The sequence below is a fragment of the Mycobacterium sp. genome (genome assembly GCF_019243155.1).
In the GTDB taxonomy this organism is placed as follows: domain Bacteria; phylum Actinomycetota; class Actinomycetes; order Mycobacteriales; family Mycobacteriaceae; genus Mycobacterium.
In genome coordinates this window covers 1-16,860 of the sequence record NZ_JAFAUS010000093.1, presented here as the reverse complement: position 1 = coordinate 16,860, position 16,860 = coordinate 1, and the positions used below count along the sequence as shown (strand labels likewise).

Below are 16,860 nucleotides of genomic sequence, written 5' to 3'. Positions count from 1 at the left end.
CTAGCGCAGCCGCATTCCGCGCGGGGTGCGGGCGAATCCGGCGTCCGCGAGCCCGTCCAGCGCCGCGGACTCCGAGCCGCCCGCGCGGGGCGCCAGCGCCGGCACGCCGTCGATGCGTTCGACCAGGATCGACGAAACACGCTTGGCAGCAACCAGATCCGCCAGTGCGACTGCTGCGGAGTGATTGGCGGCCGGGTCGTCGGTGAACGTCAGCAACGAACGTCCGCCGCGCTCGAGGAACCAGGCCAGGTTGCCGTCCACCAGCACGACCAGCGCCCCGGCCTTGCGGCCCGGTCGCGCCCCGGGCGCGTTGCCGTCGCCGCCGGAGGCGGCGGGCCAGGGGAGCGCCGCGCCGTAGGGATTGGCCGGGTCGGCGGCGGCCAGCACGACCGCCCGGTAGTCCGGCCGTTCCGGGTCGATGCTGTCGGTGTAGTTGCGCAGCCGGTCGACGGTCGAGGAGACGGCGAACTGCGCGCCGCCCAACGACTCGACGAAATAGCCGCGCTGACAACGGCCGGCGTCTTCGAAGTTGCTCAACACCTTGTAGAGCGTCGCGAACCCACCGGGCACACCCTCGGCGGCCACCGCGCCGCGCGTCACCACGCCGTGGCGACTCAGCAGCTGTTCGGCTTGGAAGTGGGCGCGCAGGGTGGAATCCGGTTCGGGCGCCGTAAGAGCCGACCAGCGGCCGGCGACCGTCGGGTCGGCGGGGCGAGATTGTGCGTGCGCGACGCTGTATCGGCTCAGACGCGGCGGCCGGTGTGACCGGTGCGCGGTGGCGGAGCGTCTGCGGGTGCCCGTGCCGCCGAGGACGGCGCGCACCGGCGCGAACGTATCGCCGGTGACCCAACCGGCCCAGATCAATTCCCACAGGGCGCTTTTCAGCTCGCTCTCGGGCAGGCCGCCCTGTGTGAGCTGCCGGAAGAAGTACGCGCCCCCGCCGGCCAGCGAGTCCAGGATGGCGCGGTGGGCTTCGGTGAAGTCGATGTCGGCGGGCGCGGCCAGCGTCAGCGGCGCGGAATCGCTGACATGCAACGCGATCCAGCCGTCGCTGCTCGAAATCGATCCGGCGCCAGACCAGGTGACCTCGCCGGCCGCGAGCAGTTCGTCGAGCATCGCGGGGGAGTAGTCCCGCACCCGGGGACCCAACACCAGCGGTTCGATCGCCGAGGCCGGCATCCGCATGCCGGCCAGCTGATCGACCACCGACATCACCCCGTCGAGGCCCGAATGGCTTGGGGAACCGGAAGAATCGGCCGATCCCACCCGATGCCAGGCGGGCAGGAACCGCCCGTAGGCGGCGGTGCTGACAGGTTCGACCTGGGCCCGCAGCGCCGCCAGCGAGCGCCGCCGCAGGATGCGCAATACGTCGGCGTCGCACCACTGTTCGCTGCCGGCGCCCACGTTGACGTCCGCCGCGACGAAGTCGCCGCGCACCAGCCTTCCGTCACCGGCCAGCCGGCCCAGCACGTCGGCGGTCACCCGCAGCCCCAGCCCGAATCGGGCGGCGGCCTGCGCGGTGGTGAAGGGGGTGCGGGTCCGCGCGTATCGGCCCAGCAGCTCGCCCAGCGGGTCGGCCACCTGCTCGGTGAAGGCGGTCGGCACGCCCAGCGGAACCGCAACGCCGACCCCGTCGCGCAGCCGGCCGATGTCCTCGATGGCCACCCACCAGGTGCGGTCGGCGAACGACACCGTCAACGCGCGCCTGGCCGCGCGCAGGCCTTCCAGCCAGCCGCCGACATCCGCGCCACCGGCGCGGGTCGCGACCTCCTCCTCGGTCAGCGGACCCAGCAGCCGCAACAGGTCCGCGACCCCTTCGGCGTCGCGGGCCGCGCGGTCGGGGGCCAGATGCTGTAACTGCCGGCCGGTCGCGGCGACGATCTCCGGGTCGAGCAGCTCGCGCAGCTCCACCCGGCCGAGCAGCTCGGCCAGCAGCGAGCTGTCGAGCGAGAGCGCCGCGGCGCGGCGCTCGGCCAGCGGCGCGTCCCCCTCGTACATGAACGCGCCGACGTAGCCGAACAACAGCGACGCGGCGAACGGAGACGGCCGCTGCGTCTCCGTCTCGAGCACCCGCACCCGTCGCTGGGCGATGCCCGACATCAGGCCGACCAGGGCCGGCACGTCGTAGACGTCCTGCAGGCATTCCCGGATGGTCTCGAGCACTACCGGAAAGTCGGGGTATTTGCGCGCCACCTCCAGCAGCTGCGCGGCCCGCTGCCGCTGCTGCCACAACGGCGAGCGACGGCCCGGGTGGCGGCGCGGCAGCAGCAGGGCGCGCGCCGCGCACTCGCGGAACCGCGACGCGAACAGCGCCGAGCCGCCCACTTCGGCGGTGACGATGGGGTCGATCTCGTCGGCGTCGAACACGAACAACTCCGCGCCCGGCGCAACGTCTTCCATGGTGTCGGGCAACCGCACCACGATGCCGTCGTCGGAGGCGGTGGGTTTCTCGTCGAGGCCGTAGCGCTCGCGCAGCCGCCGGCTGACCGCCAGCGCCAGCGGACCGTTCACCCGCAGCCCGTACGGCGAATGCAGGATCACCCGCCAATCGCCCAGTTCGTCGCGGAAACGCTCGACCAGCAGCGTGCTGTCGGTCGGCACCGCCGACGTGGCCGCCTTCTGCTCGTCCAGCAGCCCCCACAGGTTGTCGGTCGCATAAGCATCGAAACCCAAACCCGCACAACGCTTGTCGAATTCGGCGCGGGTCATGCCGGCGAGCTCGCCGGTGAACGCCCCGAGCGCGGCGCCGAGCTCGGCCGGACGGCCGGCATCGTCGCCGCGCCAGAATGGCAACCGCGCGGGCTGGCCGGGCGCCGGAATCACCAGCACCCGGTCGTGGGTGATCTCGGTGATCCGCCAACTGGTGGCGCCCAGCGAGATGATGTCGCCGGGGCGGGACTCGTAGACCATCTCCTCATCGAGTTCGCCTACCCGGGAGGGCTTTTCGGATTCCGTGGCCAGGTAGACCGTGAACAGCCCGCGATCGGGGATGGCGCCACCGGAGGTCACGGCCAGCCGTTGCGCGCCGGGCCGCGACGTCAGGGTGCCTGCGTCGCGGTCGTAGACCAATCGTGGTCGCAGCTCGGCGAATTCGGTGGACGGGTACTTGCCGGATAGCAGGTCCAGGGTGGCCTCGAAGACGCTGCGCGGCAGCGTGGCGAAGGGGGCGGACCGGCGGACCGTGTCGAACCACCGGTCGGCGTCGAGTGGCTGCAGCGCGGCCGCCGCCACCGTCTGCTGGGCGAGGATGTCGAGCGGGTTGGCGGGAACCCGCATGGTCTCGATCTGCCCGGCCAGCATCCGCTGCACGCTCACCGCGCAGCCGATCAGGTCCGTGCGGTGCTTGGGAAACAGCACGCCCTGCGAGACCTCGCCGACCTGATGACCGGCCCGGCCGATGCGCTGCAGGCCGCTGGCCACCGACGGCGGCGCCTCCACCTGGATCACCAGATCGACCGCGCCCATGTCGATGCCCAGTTCCAGGCTGGACGTCGCCACCACCGCCTTGAGCAACCCTCGCTTGAGGTCCTCTTCGACCAAAGCGCGTTGTTCCTTACTGACCGAGCCGTGGTGGGCGCGGGCCAATAGTGGGTCGGCGCCGTAGGTCTGGCCGCTGCCCATCAGCTGCGCGGGCGCGCCGCCGCCCACCTTGGGGTTGAGATCGGCGGGGCGCTCGATGCCCATGCGCTCGGCATGAATCTCGTTCAGCCGGGCGGTAAGTCGTTCGGCCAGCCGCCGCGAGTTCGCGAACACGATGGTCGAGCTGTGCGCCTCGATCAGGTCGACCAGGCGCGCCTCGACGTCGGGCCAGATGCTGTTCTCCGCCAGGTTGGTCATGTCGGGAACCGGCACCTGCACCGTGAGGTCGACGGTCTTGGCCGACGGGGGAGCCACGATGGTCGTCGGCGCCTGCCCGGACAGGAACCGTGCCAGCTCCTCGGGCGGGCGCACCGTGGCCGACAACCCGATGCGCTGCGCGCGCCGACCCTCGCGCAGGTCGTCCAGCCGCTCGAGTGAGATGGCCAGGTGCGCGCCGCGCTTTCCGCCGGCGATCGCGTGGATCTCGTCGACGATCACCGTCTGCACGGTAGCCAGCGTCTCGCGTGCGGACGAGGTGAGCATCAGGAACAGCGACTCCGGCGTGGTGATCAGCACGTCGGGCGGCTTGGTGATGAGCTGGCGGCGCTGCGCGGGCGGGGTATCGCCGGAGCGGACCCCGACGCTGATCTCGGGGGCGGGCAGACCGCGGCGTTCGGCGATCCGGGTGAGCCCCGCCAGCGGGGTGCGCAGGTTGCGCTCGACGTCGACGGCCAGCGCCTTGAGCGGCGAGACGTACAGCACGCGGGTGCCGGCCGGCTTTTCGGCGGAGCCGGCAAGGCTGTCCAGGGCCCACAGGAACGCGGCCAGCGTCTTGCCCGAACCGGTGGGAGCGATCACCAGCGTGTTGTCGCCGTCGGCGATCGCGTTCCAGGCCTGCGCCTGGGCGGTGGTCGGCGTGGCGAACGTGCTGGTGAACCATTCGCGGGTGATCGTGCTGAAGCGACCCAGGGCGTCGGGGCCCTCGGGGTCGGAATCGGCGCGTTTGCTCACCTAGCCATCGTGCCAGCGGGCACTGACAAGGCGTCCGCTACTGCGGTTGGTGACGAGCGGTCGCCATCGCGTGCGCCAGCTCCTCGGGGATTTCGGGCACCCGGGTGATCGCGTCGAGCAGCGCGTGGGCGCACGAGTCGGCGAGGCGTTCGGCGCTGGTGGTGGGGTCGATGATGCGCTGCCGGCACAGCTCGAACGTGAACGCCAGCCACCCGTGCAGGATCACCCGCAGGTCGCGCTCGACGTGCGGTTCCAGCTTGGCCCCGGGAACCTTCACCACGACCTCGCCGATGCGGGTCATGATCAGCTCCAGCTGACGGTTCTTGGCGTCGTCCTCGACGCCCAGCAGAACCGGGTCGGAGCGGCCCAGCCCGACGTATGCGGCCCAGGCGGCTTCCGGGTTCTGTTCGTGGTAGGCCATGTACGCGATGACGCCGACGCGCGCCTCTTCGAACATCGTCAGGCCAACCATCGGCTCTTTGTTGGTGGCTTCGTAGAGTCGGTCGGCCTCGTCCTTCACGACCGCGGCGAAGAACGCTCGCTTGTCGGGGAAGTAGTGGTACATCAACGCCCTTGAGACTCCGGCCCGCTCGGCGATTTCGTCGATGCGGACCTCGTCGTAGGGTCGTTTCCCAAATACCTCTGCCCCCAAAGCGAGCAGCTCAGCGCGTCGATCCTCGGGGGATAACCGCCTCCTGGCTGTCGGCATGTGACAGATAGTACTCATCAGCCATGAGACGCCGACCACATTGGATTTATCCGAACTCCACGCCTTGGGCCAGCGGCAACTCGCCGGAGTAATTGACGGTATTGGTACTTCGGCGCATGTACGCCTTCCAGGAATCGGAGCCGGACTCCCGCCCGCCACCTGTTTGTTTCTCGCCGCCGAATGCGCCGCCGATCTCGGCGCCCGACGTGCCGATGTTGACATTGGCGATGCCACAGTCGGATTCGGCCAGAAACCGCTCGGCCTCGCGCAGGTCGTTGGTGAAGATCGCCGACGAAAGCCCTTGCGGCACCGCGTTGTTCAGCGCTACCGCCTCGTCGAGCTCGTCGTAGGTCAGCGCGTAGAGGATGGGTGCGAACGTCTCGGTGGCCACGATGGCGGTCTGGCCGGGCATGCGCACCAGGGCGGGCGCGACGTAGTAGGCGCTGGGATGGCCCGCGTCGTGCCGGTCGCCACCGATCACCTCGCCACCGTCAGCCTGGGCCAGTTCCAGCGCCCCGACCATGTCGCGGTAGGCGGTCTCGTGAATGAGCGGCCCGACGAGGGTTCCGTGGGCCGCCGGGTCACCGATGGGCAGCTTTGCGAACGCGGCCGCGACCCGGGCGATCACCTCGTCGGCCACCGAGCGGTGCACGATCAGCCGGCGCAGGCTGGTGCAGCGCTGCCCGGCGGTGCCCGCGGCGGCGAACACGATGGCGCGCACGGCCAAGTTGAGGTCGGCCGACGGTGTCACGATGGCGGCGTTGTTGCCGCCCAACTCCAGCAGCGCCCGCCCGAAGCGCGCGGCGACCCGCGGCCCGACGGCCTGGCCCATTCGCACCGAACCGGTCGCGGACAACAGCGCGATCCGGGGGTCGTCCACCAGTCGCTCGCCCAGGTCCTTCTCGCCCAGCACCAGAGCGCTCACCGCGGGCGGGGCCCCGACGTCGGCGGCGGCGCGACCGATCAGCGCCTGACACGCCAGGGCCGTCAACGGCGTCAACTCCGAGGGCTTCCACACCACCGTGTCGCCGCACACCAGCGCCACTGCGGCGTTCCACGCCCACACCGCGACCGGGAAGTTGAACGCGGTGATCACGCCGACGACGCCCAGGGGATGCCACGTCTCCAGCAGGCGATGCCCGGGGCGTTCCGAGGCGATGGTCAGGCCGTAGAGCTGACGCGACAGGCCGACGGCGAACTGGCAGACGTCGATCATCTCCTGCACCTCGCCGGCCGCCTCCGATGCGATCTTGCCCACCTCGATCGTCACCAGCGTGGCCAAATCGTGCTTGTGCTCGGTGAGCAGTTCGCCGAGGCGGGCCACCAGCGCGCCGCGCACCGGCGCCGGGGTGCTCCGCCACACCGAAAACGCTTGCGCCGCATCGGCGATCGCCCGCTCGGCCTCCTCGGGCGTGGTGGGCGCGACGGTGAACAACACCTCCCCGGTGATCGGCGTGCCGGCGGCCAGCCCGTGCCCGTCGGGCTCGCCGAGAACGGCTCCATTGGCTCCGATGGCCCCGATCGCTTTCAGGGCGGCACTCGCCTGGGCGCGCAGTTGCTCTGTCATTTGGCGCCACTCCTCCTCATCGCTTCGCTCTGCATCGTCGCCGGCGCGGTCATTTGGCGCCGCTCCTTCTCATCGCTTCGCTCTGCATCGTCGGCGGCGCAGTCATTTGGCGCCACTCCTCCTCATCGCTTCGCTCTGCATCGTCGCCGGCGCGGTCATAACGCCTCCTTCGAGTAAAGCTCGTACGGGTCGAAGATCTCGCGGTCGATGGCCCCGGCCAGCCACTGCACGTCGTACCCGGAATCGTCGGCCGCAGTAGTGAAGCTGGGGGCCCCCGGGTCGCGGTCCAGGTTCGACCGGAAGATGCCCGCCGCCGAGGCGGGCAGGAAATCCTCGTAGACGATCGGCGCCGATGGGTTGCCGCGGCGGTAATAGGCGAGACCGTCGGCGGCCATCTCCTTATCGGTCGACGGAAAGTGGTGCGACCAGGCGCGGACCGGGTTCGGCGCGGCCATCGCCGCGTCGTAGCGCTTGCGTCCGCGTGGGGTCAGCGCGACGCCGCGCGCCTCGACCTCACCGAACCGCACCCGCAGGTTGCCGTTGACGAGCGTGCCGTCGCGATTGCGGAACCGACGCGGCTCGGCGAGGGCGCGAAATGAGGTCTGGCGCAGCAGCACCGCCGGCCCGTCGGTGCGCGGCGGGCCCTGGATGGCGTCGATCATGGTGATGCCGCGCTGCGTCATCCGGCGGTAGAGCTCGTCGATGTCGAGCACCCGCGGCGTCAGGTGGTTGATGTGGGTTGACCCGACACCGGCGATGTCGGCGGCCACGGCCGACACCCGCGACAACTCGTCGTACCAGGATTTGTCGATCGGCTCGCGCGACAGCGCGAACGCCGACACGGCCGCCGCGACAAAGGCTTCGGCTTCGTCGGCAACGCAGCCACGGTCGGCGGCGATGGTCCGCGCGTGAGCGAGCAGGGCGGGGTCGAACAATTGGCGCCTCATCAAGAACGTCTGTACCCGCGTGCGCAGGTCGCCGTCGAAGTAGCGGGCGTCGCGGGCGGCCAACATGGAAGTGAACACGCGAAAAGGGTTGAGCGACAATTCTTCTGCGTCGACGGGCCGAAACGCCGTCGACACCACGGGGACGGGTGACGCCGCCGAGCGCAGGTCGTAGTAGCCCACCGGCAACATGCCGAACGCGGCGAACACTTCAGCGACGGCAGCCAATTCGGTCGGGCTGCCCACTCGGATGGCGCCGTGCCGCTCGGCGGTGACCCGCCCGACCGAACCGAGCCGTTCGGCGTCGTGGTGGCGCGCCACATAATCGGCGTTGACTTGCCCGGTCACCTCGACCAGCGTCGCGTACGCGGGCACCTCGCCGGCATACATCGCCGACAAGCCGGCGGCGAACTGCGCGCGAAGCTGCCAGGTCGCCAGTCTTTTCCGCGAGCTCACGGCACACCCACCGATGCCGCCGGGTTGCGATAATCTCCGGCCATGAGTGACTCGATCGACGACATCGACCGGATCCTGGTGCGCCAGCTGGTCGCCAACGGACGGGCCACCCTGGCGGAGCTGGCCGCCAGCGCCGGGCTGTCGGTGTCGGCGGTCCAGTCGCGGGTGCGCCGGCTGGAATCCCGCGGCGTGGTGTCGGGGTATTCTGCGCGCATCGACCCTGAGGCGGTCGGGCACAAGCTGTCGGCGTTCGTGGCCATCACTCCTCTGGATCCCTCTCAACCCGATGATGCGCCCGCCCGGCTGGAGCACATCGCGGAGATCGAGTCGTGTCATTCGGTGGCCGGGGATGAGAGCTACATCCTGCTGGTGCGCGTCGAGTCCGCACGCGCCCTCGAGGACCTGCTTCAGCGGATCCGCACGGCCGCGAACGTCAAGACTCGAAGCACCATCATATTGAATACTTTTTACAGTAATCGGCAGCATATACCGTAAAATATCCTGTTGAGGCGTCATAATTCCGTAAAGATACGCTACTATGAGCGCCATGACCGCCACCCTGGACACCTTCACCCGCACCGATCGGCACACCGCACCCGACCAGGTCCACGAGGTGCTGGCACGCAGCATTCTGGTCGACGGTTTCGACTTCGTGCTCGATCTGACCCGCTCCGCCGGTTCGTACCTCGTCGACGCCCGCGACGGCCGGCGCTACCTGGACATGTTCACGTTCTTCGCCTCGTCGGCGCTGGGCATGAACCACCCGGCCCTGGCCGACGACGAAGATTTTCGCGCCGAACTCGCCGCGGCGGCGCTGAACAAGCCCAGCAATTCCGACGTCTACTCGGCGCCGATGGCCGGCTTCGTCCAGACCTTCGCCCGGGTGCTCGGCGACCCGGAACTGCCACACCTGTTCTTCGTCGACGGCGGCGCGCTCGCGGTGGAGAACGCGCTCAAAGTGGCGTTCGACTTCAAGAGCCGGCACAACGAGAAACACGGCATCGATCCGGCGCTCGGCACCCGGGTGCTGCACTTGCGCGGCGCATTTCACGGGCGCAGCGGCTACACCCTGTCGCTGACCAACACCAAGCCGCTCACCGTGGCGCGCTTCCCCAAGTTCGACTGGCCGCGGATCGACGCGCCCTACATCCGGACCGGTGCCGACATGGACGCGCTGGAGTTCGAGTCGCTGCGCCAGGCGCGGGACGCGTTCGAGGCGCACCCGCACGACATCGCATGCTTTGTGGCCGAGCCGATCCAGGGCGAAGGCGGTGACCGGCACTTCCGCCCCGGCTTCTTCGCGGCGATGCGGGAGTTGTGCGACGCCTACGACGCGCTGCTGATCTTCGACGAGGTGCAGACCGGCTGCGGCGTGACCGGAACCGCTTGGGCGTACCAGCAATTGGGCGTGCAACCCGATGTCGTCGCGTTCGGCAAGAAGACGCAGGTCTGCGGGATCATGGCGGGCCGGCGGGTCGACGAGATCGCCGACAACGTCTTCGCGCTCAGCAGCCGGATCAACTCGACGTGGGGCGGCAACCTCGCCGACATGGTGCGGGCACGTCGCATCCTCGAAGTGATCGAGAGCGACGAACTGTTCGACCGCGCCGCCGAACAGGGTGCGTACCTGCGGGCCCGCCTCGACGAGCTGGCGCACGACTTTCCCGGCGTCGTGCTCGATCCGCGGGGTCGCGGCCTGATGTGTGCGTTCAGCCTGCCGACCGCGGCCGACCGCGATGAGCTGATCCGCCTGCTGTGGCGACGTGGCGTGATCGCGTTGGTGTCCGGTCCCGACGGCGTCCGGTTCCGCCCGGCGCTGACGGTGTCGCGAGCGGAGCTCGACGCGGCTATCGGCGCCGTGCGGGGCGCCCTGGCCGCGATGGCGTGATCGGTGATTTCGACCCGGACCGGTTTACCCTGTTTACCGCCGGGTATGTCGTGCCATGCAAACTTCGCATCGTAGCGAGCGCCGCCAGGGGATTGAAGAATTCTCCCGCGGCGGTAACTAATTGGCCGCAGCGAACGATTGAATAAGAATATCCGGGCGACCGACAACAGCCGGATGCGGAAAATAATGTGAGGTTCTCAGATGCCGAAAGCAGATGAGCGATCACACGGCGATCGCTTAGGGCAGGAAGACGGCGAAGTGCGCGCCGCCATTCGGTTTGCGGTCGTGGCGGCGGTCCTGGCAGTCGGCTTCCTGGTGCTGGCCGCCCTCTGGGTGAGCACCTGCCCGGGAACGGGCGTCGACACGGTGGCCTGCGGCCCACCCCAGCGGACGTTATTGGCCCTCGGGGGACCGGGGATCCTGCTGGCCGCGGGGTTGTGGGCGTTCTGGCGCACCTACCGGGTCTGGAAGGCCGAGGGCACCTGGTGGGGGTGGCACGGCGCCGGCTGGTTCCTGCTGACGTTGATGGTGGTGATGGTCGCCATGGGCGTTGCGCCGATCGCCGGACCGGTACTGGCTCTCTGAGCTTGTGACCGGGCCTCGCCAAAACCATTGAGTGAGATCTAACGTTGATAGTGCAACCCTGCGAATGGCGTCCAAAATCTAAATAGGAGCAGCCATGGGAGACACCTATCATGATCCGGTCGACCATCTCAGGACGACGCGACCCCTGGCCGGCGAATCGCTTATCGACGTATTGCACTGGCCGGGCTACCTATTAGTCGTAGCGGGCGTAATCGGCGGGTGCGGCAGCCTTGCGGCCTTCGGCACCGGGCATTATCACCAGGGTATGACCGCCGGTGTGACCGCCGTCATAGTAACGACTTTGGGCTTGGTGTGGCTGGCTGTGGAGCACCGGCGAATACGCAGAATTGCGGATCGTTGGTACGCCGAACATCCCGAGGTGCAGCGGCAGTGGCCCGCCAGCTGAGCCTGGCCGGCTTCTCAAATCGTCTGATTAGCAAGCCTTTTCGTGAACATGCCGATCTCGTAGCGATGGCTCGGTCCGCGACCGCTTAACGTCGGTTCGGACCCCGTTTAAAGCCCGCCGGTCTGTTCGGGAATCGGGCGAGACGAAATGTCGCCAAGACGCAAAAATCGTGGGTTACCCGCCTCGTTCAGTGGGTATTAAGTCTTGACCATGATCAGAGCCGGAAAGGTTGCGTTAGCGTGGCCGCCCCAACGTGGGGAACAGGATCACGAAGACACATACATAAATGCCTACTGCAAACAGCCTCAATACGACCAGCGTGATCCCGGCGATTACCGCGACGCGCCCCAGCCGGCGCGGGCGGACTGTATCGGTAATGTCAGGCCCGTCCATTCCGTCGTTTTCGGGCGGATTGTCCGGCGGCGATCATGACTAACCGGCTCGAACGTACGGTCCACGGCGGGCTGCAAGCCAGTAGTAGGGTCAGTCAAACGTTGCCGGGAGACCAGATGAACGATGCGGGATTGCGCGCTAACAAGCGTCAACGCGGCCACCGGGCCGTAGAGCTACACGTTGCGGCACGGCTGGAGAACCTCGCCATGCTGCGCACGCTTGTCGGCGCGATCGGCACCTTCGAAGACCTGGATTTCGACGCCGTGGCGGACCTGCGGCTCGCGGTCGACGAGGTGTGCACCCGGTTGATCCGCTGTGCCACCCCCGACGCGACGCTGATCGTCGTCGTCGACCCGCAGGAGGACCAGCTTGTAGTCGAAGCCTCCGCCGCGTGCGACACCCACGATGTGGTGGCGCCCGGCAGCTTCAGCTGGCATGTGCTGACGTCGTTGGCTGACGACGTCCAGACTTTTCACGACGGCCGCGAACCCAATGAAACCGGCAGCGTCTTCGGTATCACGCTGACGGCGCGACGGGCGGCCTCCAGCAGGTGACAGCCCGTCCTGCCGGCGGTTCGGTTTCGCGTCCGAACGAATACGCCGATGTTCCGGAGATGTTCCGCGAGCTGGCCGGTATCGCCGCCGACTCGTCGGAATTTCAGCGTCAACGGGACAAAATCGTCGAGCGCTGCCTGCCGCTCGCCGACCACATCGCCCGCCGGTTCGAGGGCCGCGGGGAACCGCGTGACGACCTGGTTCAGGTGGCGCGGGTCGGGCTCGTCAACGCGGTGGTCCGCTTCGACGTCGACGCGGGCTCCGACTTCGTCTCGTTCGCGGTGCCCACCATCATGGGCGAGGTCCGCAGGCACTTTCGCGACAACAGTTGGTCGGTCAAGGTTCCGCGGCGTCTGAAGGAACTGCACTTGCGGCTCGGCACCGCCACCGCCGATCTGTCCCAACGGCTCGGACGAGCGCCCACCGCAACGGAACTCGCCGCAGAGCTCGACATGGACCGCGAAGAGGTCGTCGAGGGTCTGGTGGCCGGCAGCTCGTATAACACCTTGTCCATCGACAGTGGGGGCGGCGGCGAGGAGGAGGAAGCCCGCGCCATCGCAGACACGTTGGGCGACGTGGACACCGGGCTCGACCGGATCGAGGACCAGGAGTCGCTGCGCCCGTTGCTCGAGGCACTGCCGGAGCGGGAACGAACGGTGTTGGTGCTCAGGTTCTTTGAGTCGATGACGCAGACGCAGATCGCGGAACGGGTCGGCATCTCCCAGATGCACGTGTCGCGGCTGCTGGCCAAATCCCTAACGCGGCTGCGGGACCAGTTGCAATAGCGGCCGGGGCCAGGGCTTTTCGTCGTCCTCGCCTGACAGCGGTGCCAGCAACGGCTCGTCCTTGACCATCGTCACCGGCAACGTGCTGTCGGGGTCGCAAACCCGCAGCAGTCGCGCGACCGCCGGGCTCGGAGCCATGGCCCAATGCGTCTGGGCACCTGAGCACACCACGTTGATCCGGTGTAGAGCCGAAAAACCTGCGGTCCCAATGAATTTCAGGTTGCGCAGGTCCAAGATCACCTTGTTGGATCGCTTGGTGCTCTGTTGTACGTATGCCGCGAGCTCGTCGGCATTGGCGGCGTCGAGTTCACCTTCGACCGCGATCACGGTGCCCGACGGGCCCCAGCTCGCGGTGAACTGCGCGGTGCGGCTTTGCTGCCAAGAGTGAATCACAGACATTGCTGACTCCATCCATTCCAGGAGGATTCCTGCTGTGGAACACGTCAGGCGCGCAGAAAAAGTTCGGAGAGGGAGGGAGTTCCGGCCGCCCCCACGTCGCCAAGTATCCCGGGAGGCTGTGAACTCAACCTGTCCCGAACTGTACCCGCGGCGCCGCGACAGCGACAACGTTCCGAGCTAATTCTCAGGAACGCTGCTTCCCGCGTCAGTCTGCGCGAACGCCGTTACTTGATCTCGGCGAGCACAGTGCCCTGAGTGATGGCGGCACCGGCCTCGACTGCGAGCCCGGTGATGACACCGTCCTTGTGCGCAGTGACCGGATTCTCCATCTTCATCGCCTCGAGAACGACCACCAGATCGCCGGTGGCGACCTCCTGACCCTCGGAGACGGCGACCTTCACGACGGTGCCCTGCATCGGTGCGGTGACCGCATCCCCGGACGCGGCCGCGCCCGCGTGCGACCCACGCTTGCGTGCCTTCGGCTTCTTGCGGATGACGCCGGCCGGGTCGGCGGCGCCGCCGTTGGACAGTGCCAGATCACCGGGCAGCGACACCTCGATCCGACGGCCGCCGACCTCGACGACCACCTTCTGCCGGGGCCGGGAGTCCTCTTCGTCGAGGGGCTCGCCGCCGGTGAAGGGCTCGACGGTGTTGTCCCACTCGGTCTCGATCCAGCGCGTGTGGACCGAGAAGCCGTTGTCGTCCCCGATGAAGGCGGGGTCGGACACCACGGCGCGGTGGAACGGGATGACGGTGGCCAGGCCTTCGACGTGGAATTCGTCCAGGGCCCGGCGGGAGCGGGCGAGCGCCTCCTCGCGGGTGGCGCCGTACACGATCAGCTTGGACAGCATCGAGTCGAACTGGCCGCCGATCACCGAACCCGCCTCGACACCGGAGTCCAGCCGGACACCGGGCCCGGTGGGGATGTCGTAGCGGGTGACCGGACCGGGTGCGGGCAGGAAGCCGCGGCCGGCGTCCTCGCCGTTGATCCGGAACTCGATGGCGTGCCCGCGCGGCGTCGGGTCCTCGGTGAGGTCGAGCTTCTCGCCGTTGGCGATCTTGAACTGCTGCAGGACGAGGTCGATGCCCGCGGTCTCCTCGGTGACCGGGTGCTCGACCTGCAGACGCGTGTTGACCTCCAGGAAGGAGATCAGGCCGTCCTGGCCGACCAGGTACTCGACGGTGCCGGCGCCGTAGTAGTGCGCCTCTTTGCAGATGCGCTTGGCCGACTCGTGAATCTCCTTGCGCTGCGCGTCGGTCAGGAACGGCGCGGGCGCCTCTTCCACCAGCTTCTGAAAACGTCGCTGCAGGGAGCAGTCGCGGGTGCCGGCGACGATGACGTTGCCGTGCTGGTCGGCGATCACCTGGGCCTCGACGTGGCGCGGCTTGTCCAGGTAGCGCTCGACGAAGCACTCGCCGCGACCGAAGGCCGCGACCGCCTCGCGGGTGGCGGACTCGAACAGCTCGGGGATCTCTTCGATGCTGCGGGCCACCTTCATGCCGCGGCCGCCGCCACCGAAGGCCGCCTTGATGGCGATCGGCACGCCGTACTCCTTGGCGAAGGCCACCACCTCGTCGGCGTCCTTGACCGGGTCCGGGGTGCCGGGCACCAGCGGCGCCTGCGCGCGTGCAGCGATGTGGCGGGCGGTGACCTTGTCACCGAGATCGCGGATCGACTGCGGGGTGGGCCCGATCCAGATCAGGCCGGCGTCGAGCACCGCTTGGGCGAAATCGGCGTTCTCCGAGAGGAATCCGTATCCGGGGTGGACGGCGTTCGCGCCGGACTTGGCGGCCGCGTCAAGCAGCTTCCCGAAGTCCAGGTAGGACTCCGCGGACGTCTGACCGCCCAGGGCGAACGCCTCGTCGGCCAGACGCACGTGCGGCGCGTCGGCGTCGGGCTCGGCGTACACCGCCACGCTGGGCAGGCCCGCATCGCGGGCCGCGCGGATCACCCGGACAGCGATCTCGCCGCGGTTGGCGACGAGCACCTTGGAGATCCTCGAGCTGGCGTGATTGGCCACTGCGCCTCCTGTTTGGCATCTTTGGCAGACGGGGTTTCTGCTGGCTTCTTTAAGAGAGTTTCTTACAACTCGTAGGAAGTCTAAGCGCCGCGCCGTCGCGCCGATGAGGCGGTGTCGGATTTCTAGAAGGACGTGCGTCAGGCGGACTCGCGCAGCCGCCGCTTGATTCGGGCGAGCATCGCGGACATGCCGCGCAACCGCAGCGGGCTGATCAGGGCGGCCAGCCCGAGGTCGGCGTAGAAATCTTCGGGCACCGCCAGAATGTCGGCGGCCGGCTGTTCGTCGAGACCGGTCGCCAGGATCGACGCGAACCCCCGGGTGGTCGGCGATTCGGCGGGCGCGCTGAAGTGCAACCGGACACGATTGGGGTCGCTGGCGTCGACGTGCATGAACAGCGGAGTCTGGCATTCGGGCACCGGCTCCATGGCCTGCTCTTCCAATTCCGGTGGCAGGTCCGGCAGCTCGTCGGCGAATTCGAGTAGCAGCCTCAGCTTGTCCTGGCCCTCGACCTCGGCGAAGTCGGACACCACTTCGGCCAGCGGCGCGGGCAGACTCATCGGAACGGAACGGTCCCCGGTTCTTCGCCCGCGACGATCGGCACCCGCACGGTGTTGCCCCACTCCGTCCAGGACCCGTCGTAGTTGCGCACCCCGGGCTTGCCCAGCAGGTGCGTGAGCACGAACCACGTATGGCTGGAGCGCTCGCCGATGCGGCAGTACACGACGGTCTTGTCGTCTGGCTCGAGGAAGCCGTACAGCTCCTCAAGCTCGTCACGGCTGCGGAATCGACCGGTGTCGTCGGCTGCCTTGCCCCACGGAATCGACCGGGCGGTGGGGATGTGGCCGGCGCGCAGCGCGCCTTCCTCGGGGTAGTCGGGCATGTGGGTGCGTTTGCCCGTGTACTCGTCGGGCGAGCGGACGTCGATCAGCGGCTGGCGGCCGAGGATGCCCAGCACGTCGTCCTTAAAGGCGCGGATCGGTTCGTCGTTGCGCTGCACGACGGGGTAGCCGGTCGAGGTCTTGGTCGGCACGTCCAGGGTGGTGTCCCGGCGGTCCGACAGCCACAGGTCCCGTCCGCCGTTGAGCAGGCGGACGTCGGGGTGGCCGAACAGCGTGAACACCCACAGCGCGTAGGCGGCCCACCAGTTGCTCTTGTCGCCGTAGATCACCACGGTGTCGTCGCGAGCGATGCCCTTGCGATCCATCAACTCGGCGAACTGCTCGCCGGTGATGTAATCGCGGACTCGCGGGTCGTTGAGGTCGGTGTGCCAGTCGATCTTGACCGCGCCGGGAATGTGGCCGACGTCGTAGAGCAGCACGTCTTCATCGGACTCGACGATGGCGAGTCCGGGTCGGCCCAGATTGCCAGCCAGCCAGTCGGCGGTGACCAGCCGTTCCGGGTGGGCGTAGGCGCTCAGCGTCGGGCTGGGGTCTGCGGGTAGCGGCACACCGCGAGCCTACCCGCCAATCCGTCGTCAGTTTTCACCGCGAGATCGACGTCCGACCGGGTTGGCGGCCCACAGTTCGGCGATCGACACGCCGACCCGCTGCAGCAGCGCCCTGG

Annotated in this window: 14 protein-coding genes; 6 read left to right on the top strand and 8 right to left on the bottom strand. The window is 68.4% G+C overall.

Annotation, left to right across the window (positions count from 1 at the left end; all coding sequences use genetic code 11):
- The 4 genes from JOZ00_RS04730 to JOZ00_RS04715 all read right to left on the bottom strand — a co-directional run bounded on the left by JOZ00_RS04730 (position 1) and on the right by JOZ00_RS04715 (position 8,266).
- Positions 1 to 4,590 carry an ATP-dependent helicase gene (locus tag JOZ00_RS04730; protein WP_293340343.1) on the bottom strand — a complete coding sequence of 1,530 codons (4,590 nt, stop codon included), beginning with the start codon at positions 4,588 to 4,590 and terminating at the stop codon, positions 1 to 3.
- Between the two features lie 37 nt (positions 4,591 to 4,627).
- Entirely contained in the window at positions 4,628 to 5,299 is a 672-nt protein-coding gene (locus tag JOZ00_RS04725) for a TetR/AcrR family transcriptional regulator (protein ID WP_293340340.1), read from the bottom strand.
- A 46-nt stretch (positions 5,300 to 5,345) separates the two neighbouring features.
- The gene (locus JOZ00_RS04720; protein ID WP_293340337.1) at positions 5,346 to 6,866 is read right to left on the bottom strand and encodes an aldehyde dehydrogenase family protein; all 1,521 of its coding nucleotides are present in this window, start codon (positions 6,864 to 6,866) and stop codon (positions 5,346 to 5,348) included.
- A gap of 155 nt (positions 6,867 to 7,021) precedes the next feature.
- A complete protein-coding gene (locus tag JOZ00_RS04715) occupies positions 7,022 to 8,266 on the bottom strand; it encodes a DUF1338 family protein (RefSeq protein ID WP_293340334.1) in 1,245 nt (414 codons plus the stop codon).
- Positions 8,267 to 8,308: 42 nt separating this feature from the next.
- Between JOZ00_RS04715 and JOZ00_RS04710 the strand changes: the two genes are divergently transcribed.
- The 6 genes from JOZ00_RS04710 to JOZ00_RS04685 all read left to right on the top strand — a co-directional run bounded on the left by JOZ00_RS04710 (position 8,309) and on the right by JOZ00_RS04685 (position 12,877).
- Positions 8,309 to 8,761: an Lrp/AsnC family transcriptional regulator gene (locus JOZ00_RS04710; RefSeq protein ID WP_293340331.1), complete on the top strand. Its 453-nt coding sequence runs from the start codon at positions 8,309 to 8,311 to the stop codon at positions 8,759 to 8,761.
- Positions 8,762 to 8,813: 52 nt separating this feature from the next.
- Positions 8,814 to 10,154 (top strand): L-lysine 6-transaminase, encoded by a 1,341-nt coding sequence (gene lat, locus JOZ00_RS04705; protein ID WP_293340328.1) that lies wholly within the window; start codon positions 8,814 to 8,816, stop codon positions 10,152 to 10,154.
- Positions 10,155 to 10,355: 201 nt separating this feature from the next.
- Positions 10,356 to 10,739, top strand: coding sequence for a hypothetical protein (locus JOZ00_RS04700; RefSeq protein WP_293340325.1), 384 nt, complete (start codon positions 10,356 to 10,358; stop codon positions 10,737 to 10,739).
- Between the two features lie 94 nt (positions 10,740 to 10,833).
- Complete coding sequence (gene usfY / locus JOZ00_RS04695) at positions 10,834 to 11,145, top strand: protein UsfY (protein WP_293340323.1); 312 nt, start codon at positions 10,834 to 10,836, stop codon at positions 11,143 to 11,145.
- A 509-nt stretch (positions 11,146 to 11,654) separates the two neighbouring features.
- Positions 11,655 to 12,092 (top strand): ATP-binding protein, encoded by a 438-nt coding sequence (locus JOZ00_RS04690; protein WP_293340320.1) that lies wholly within the window; start codon positions 11,655 to 11,657, stop codon positions 12,090 to 12,092.
- Entirely contained in the window at positions 12,089 to 12,877 is a 789-nt protein-coding gene (locus tag JOZ00_RS04685) for an RNA polymerase sigma factor SigF (protein ID WP_293340317.1), read from the top strand. Before JOZ00_RS04690 ends, JOZ00_RS04685 begins: the two co-directional genes overlap by 4 nt.
- Here the strand turns inward: JOZ00_RS04685 and JOZ00_RS04680 are convergent.
- The 4 genes from JOZ00_RS04680 to JOZ00_RS04665 all read right to left on the bottom strand — a co-directional run bounded on the left by JOZ00_RS04680 (position 12,848) and on the right by JOZ00_RS04665 (position 16,744).
- A complete protein-coding gene (locus JOZ00_RS04680) occupies positions 12,848 to 13,288 on the bottom strand; it encodes an STAS domain-containing protein (protein ID WP_293340314.1) in 441 nt (146 codons plus the stop codon). The genes JOZ00_RS04685 and JOZ00_RS04680 overlap by 30 nt on opposite strands.
- 212 nt (positions 13,289 to 13,500) lie before the next feature.
- Positions 13,501 to 15,297 carry an acetyl/propionyl/methylcrotonyl-CoA carboxylase subunit alpha gene (locus tag JOZ00_RS04675; RefSeq protein ID WP_293340311.1) on the bottom strand — a complete coding sequence of 599 codons (1,797 nt, stop codon included), beginning with the start codon at positions 15,295 to 15,297 and terminating at the stop codon, positions 13,501 to 13,503.
- Between the two features lie 137 nt (positions 15,298 to 15,434).
- On the bottom strand, positions 15,435 to 15,854 hold the full coding sequence (locus JOZ00_RS04670) for a SufE family protein (RefSeq protein ID WP_293340308.1): 420 nt from the start codon (positions 15,852 to 15,854) through the stop codon (positions 15,435 to 15,437).
- Positions 15,851 to 16,744, bottom strand: coding sequence for a sulfurtransferase (locus tag JOZ00_RS04665; RefSeq protein WP_293340305.1), 894 nt, complete (start codon positions 16,742 to 16,744; stop codon positions 15,851 to 15,853). Before JOZ00_RS04665 ends, JOZ00_RS04670 begins: the two co-directional genes overlap by 4 nt.
- Between the last annotated feature and the right edge of the window lie 116 nt (positions 16,745 to 16,860).

Coding starts and splice junctions, on each gene's coding strand:
- JOZ00_RS04725 (WP_293340340.1), bottom strand. CDS start 5,299: ATGCCGACAGCCAGGAGGCGGTTATCCCCCGAGGATCGACGCGCTGAG.
- JOZ00_RS04720 (WP_293340337.1), bottom strand. CDS start 6,866: ATGACAGAGCAACTGCGCGCCCAGGCGAGTGCCGCCCTGAAAGCGATC.
- JOZ00_RS04710 (WP_293340331.1), top strand. CDS start 8,309: ATGAGTGACTCGATCGACGACATCGACCGGATCCTGGTGCGCCAGCTG.
- lat (WP_293340328.1), top strand. CDS start 8,814: ATGACCGCCACCCTGGACACCTTCACCCGCACCGATCGGCACACCGCA.
- JOZ00_RS04700 (WP_293340325.1), top strand. CDS start 10,356: ATGCCGAAAGCAGATGAGCGATCACACGGCGATCGCTTAGGGCAGGAA.
- usfY (WP_293340323.1), top strand. CDS start 10,834: ATGGGAGACACCTATCATGATCCGGTCGACCATCTCAGGACGACGCGA.
- JOZ00_RS04690 (WP_293340320.1), top strand. CDS start 11,655: ATGAACGATGCGGGATTGCGCGCTAACAAGCGTCAACGCGGCCACCGG.
- JOZ00_RS04680 (WP_293340314.1), bottom strand. CDS start 13,288: ATGGAGTCAGCAATGTCTGTGATTCACTCTTGGCAGCAAAGCCGCACC.
- JOZ00_RS04670 (WP_293340308.1), bottom strand. CDS start 15,854: ATGAGTCTGCCCGCGCCGCTGGCCGAAGTGGTGTCCGACTTCGCCGAG.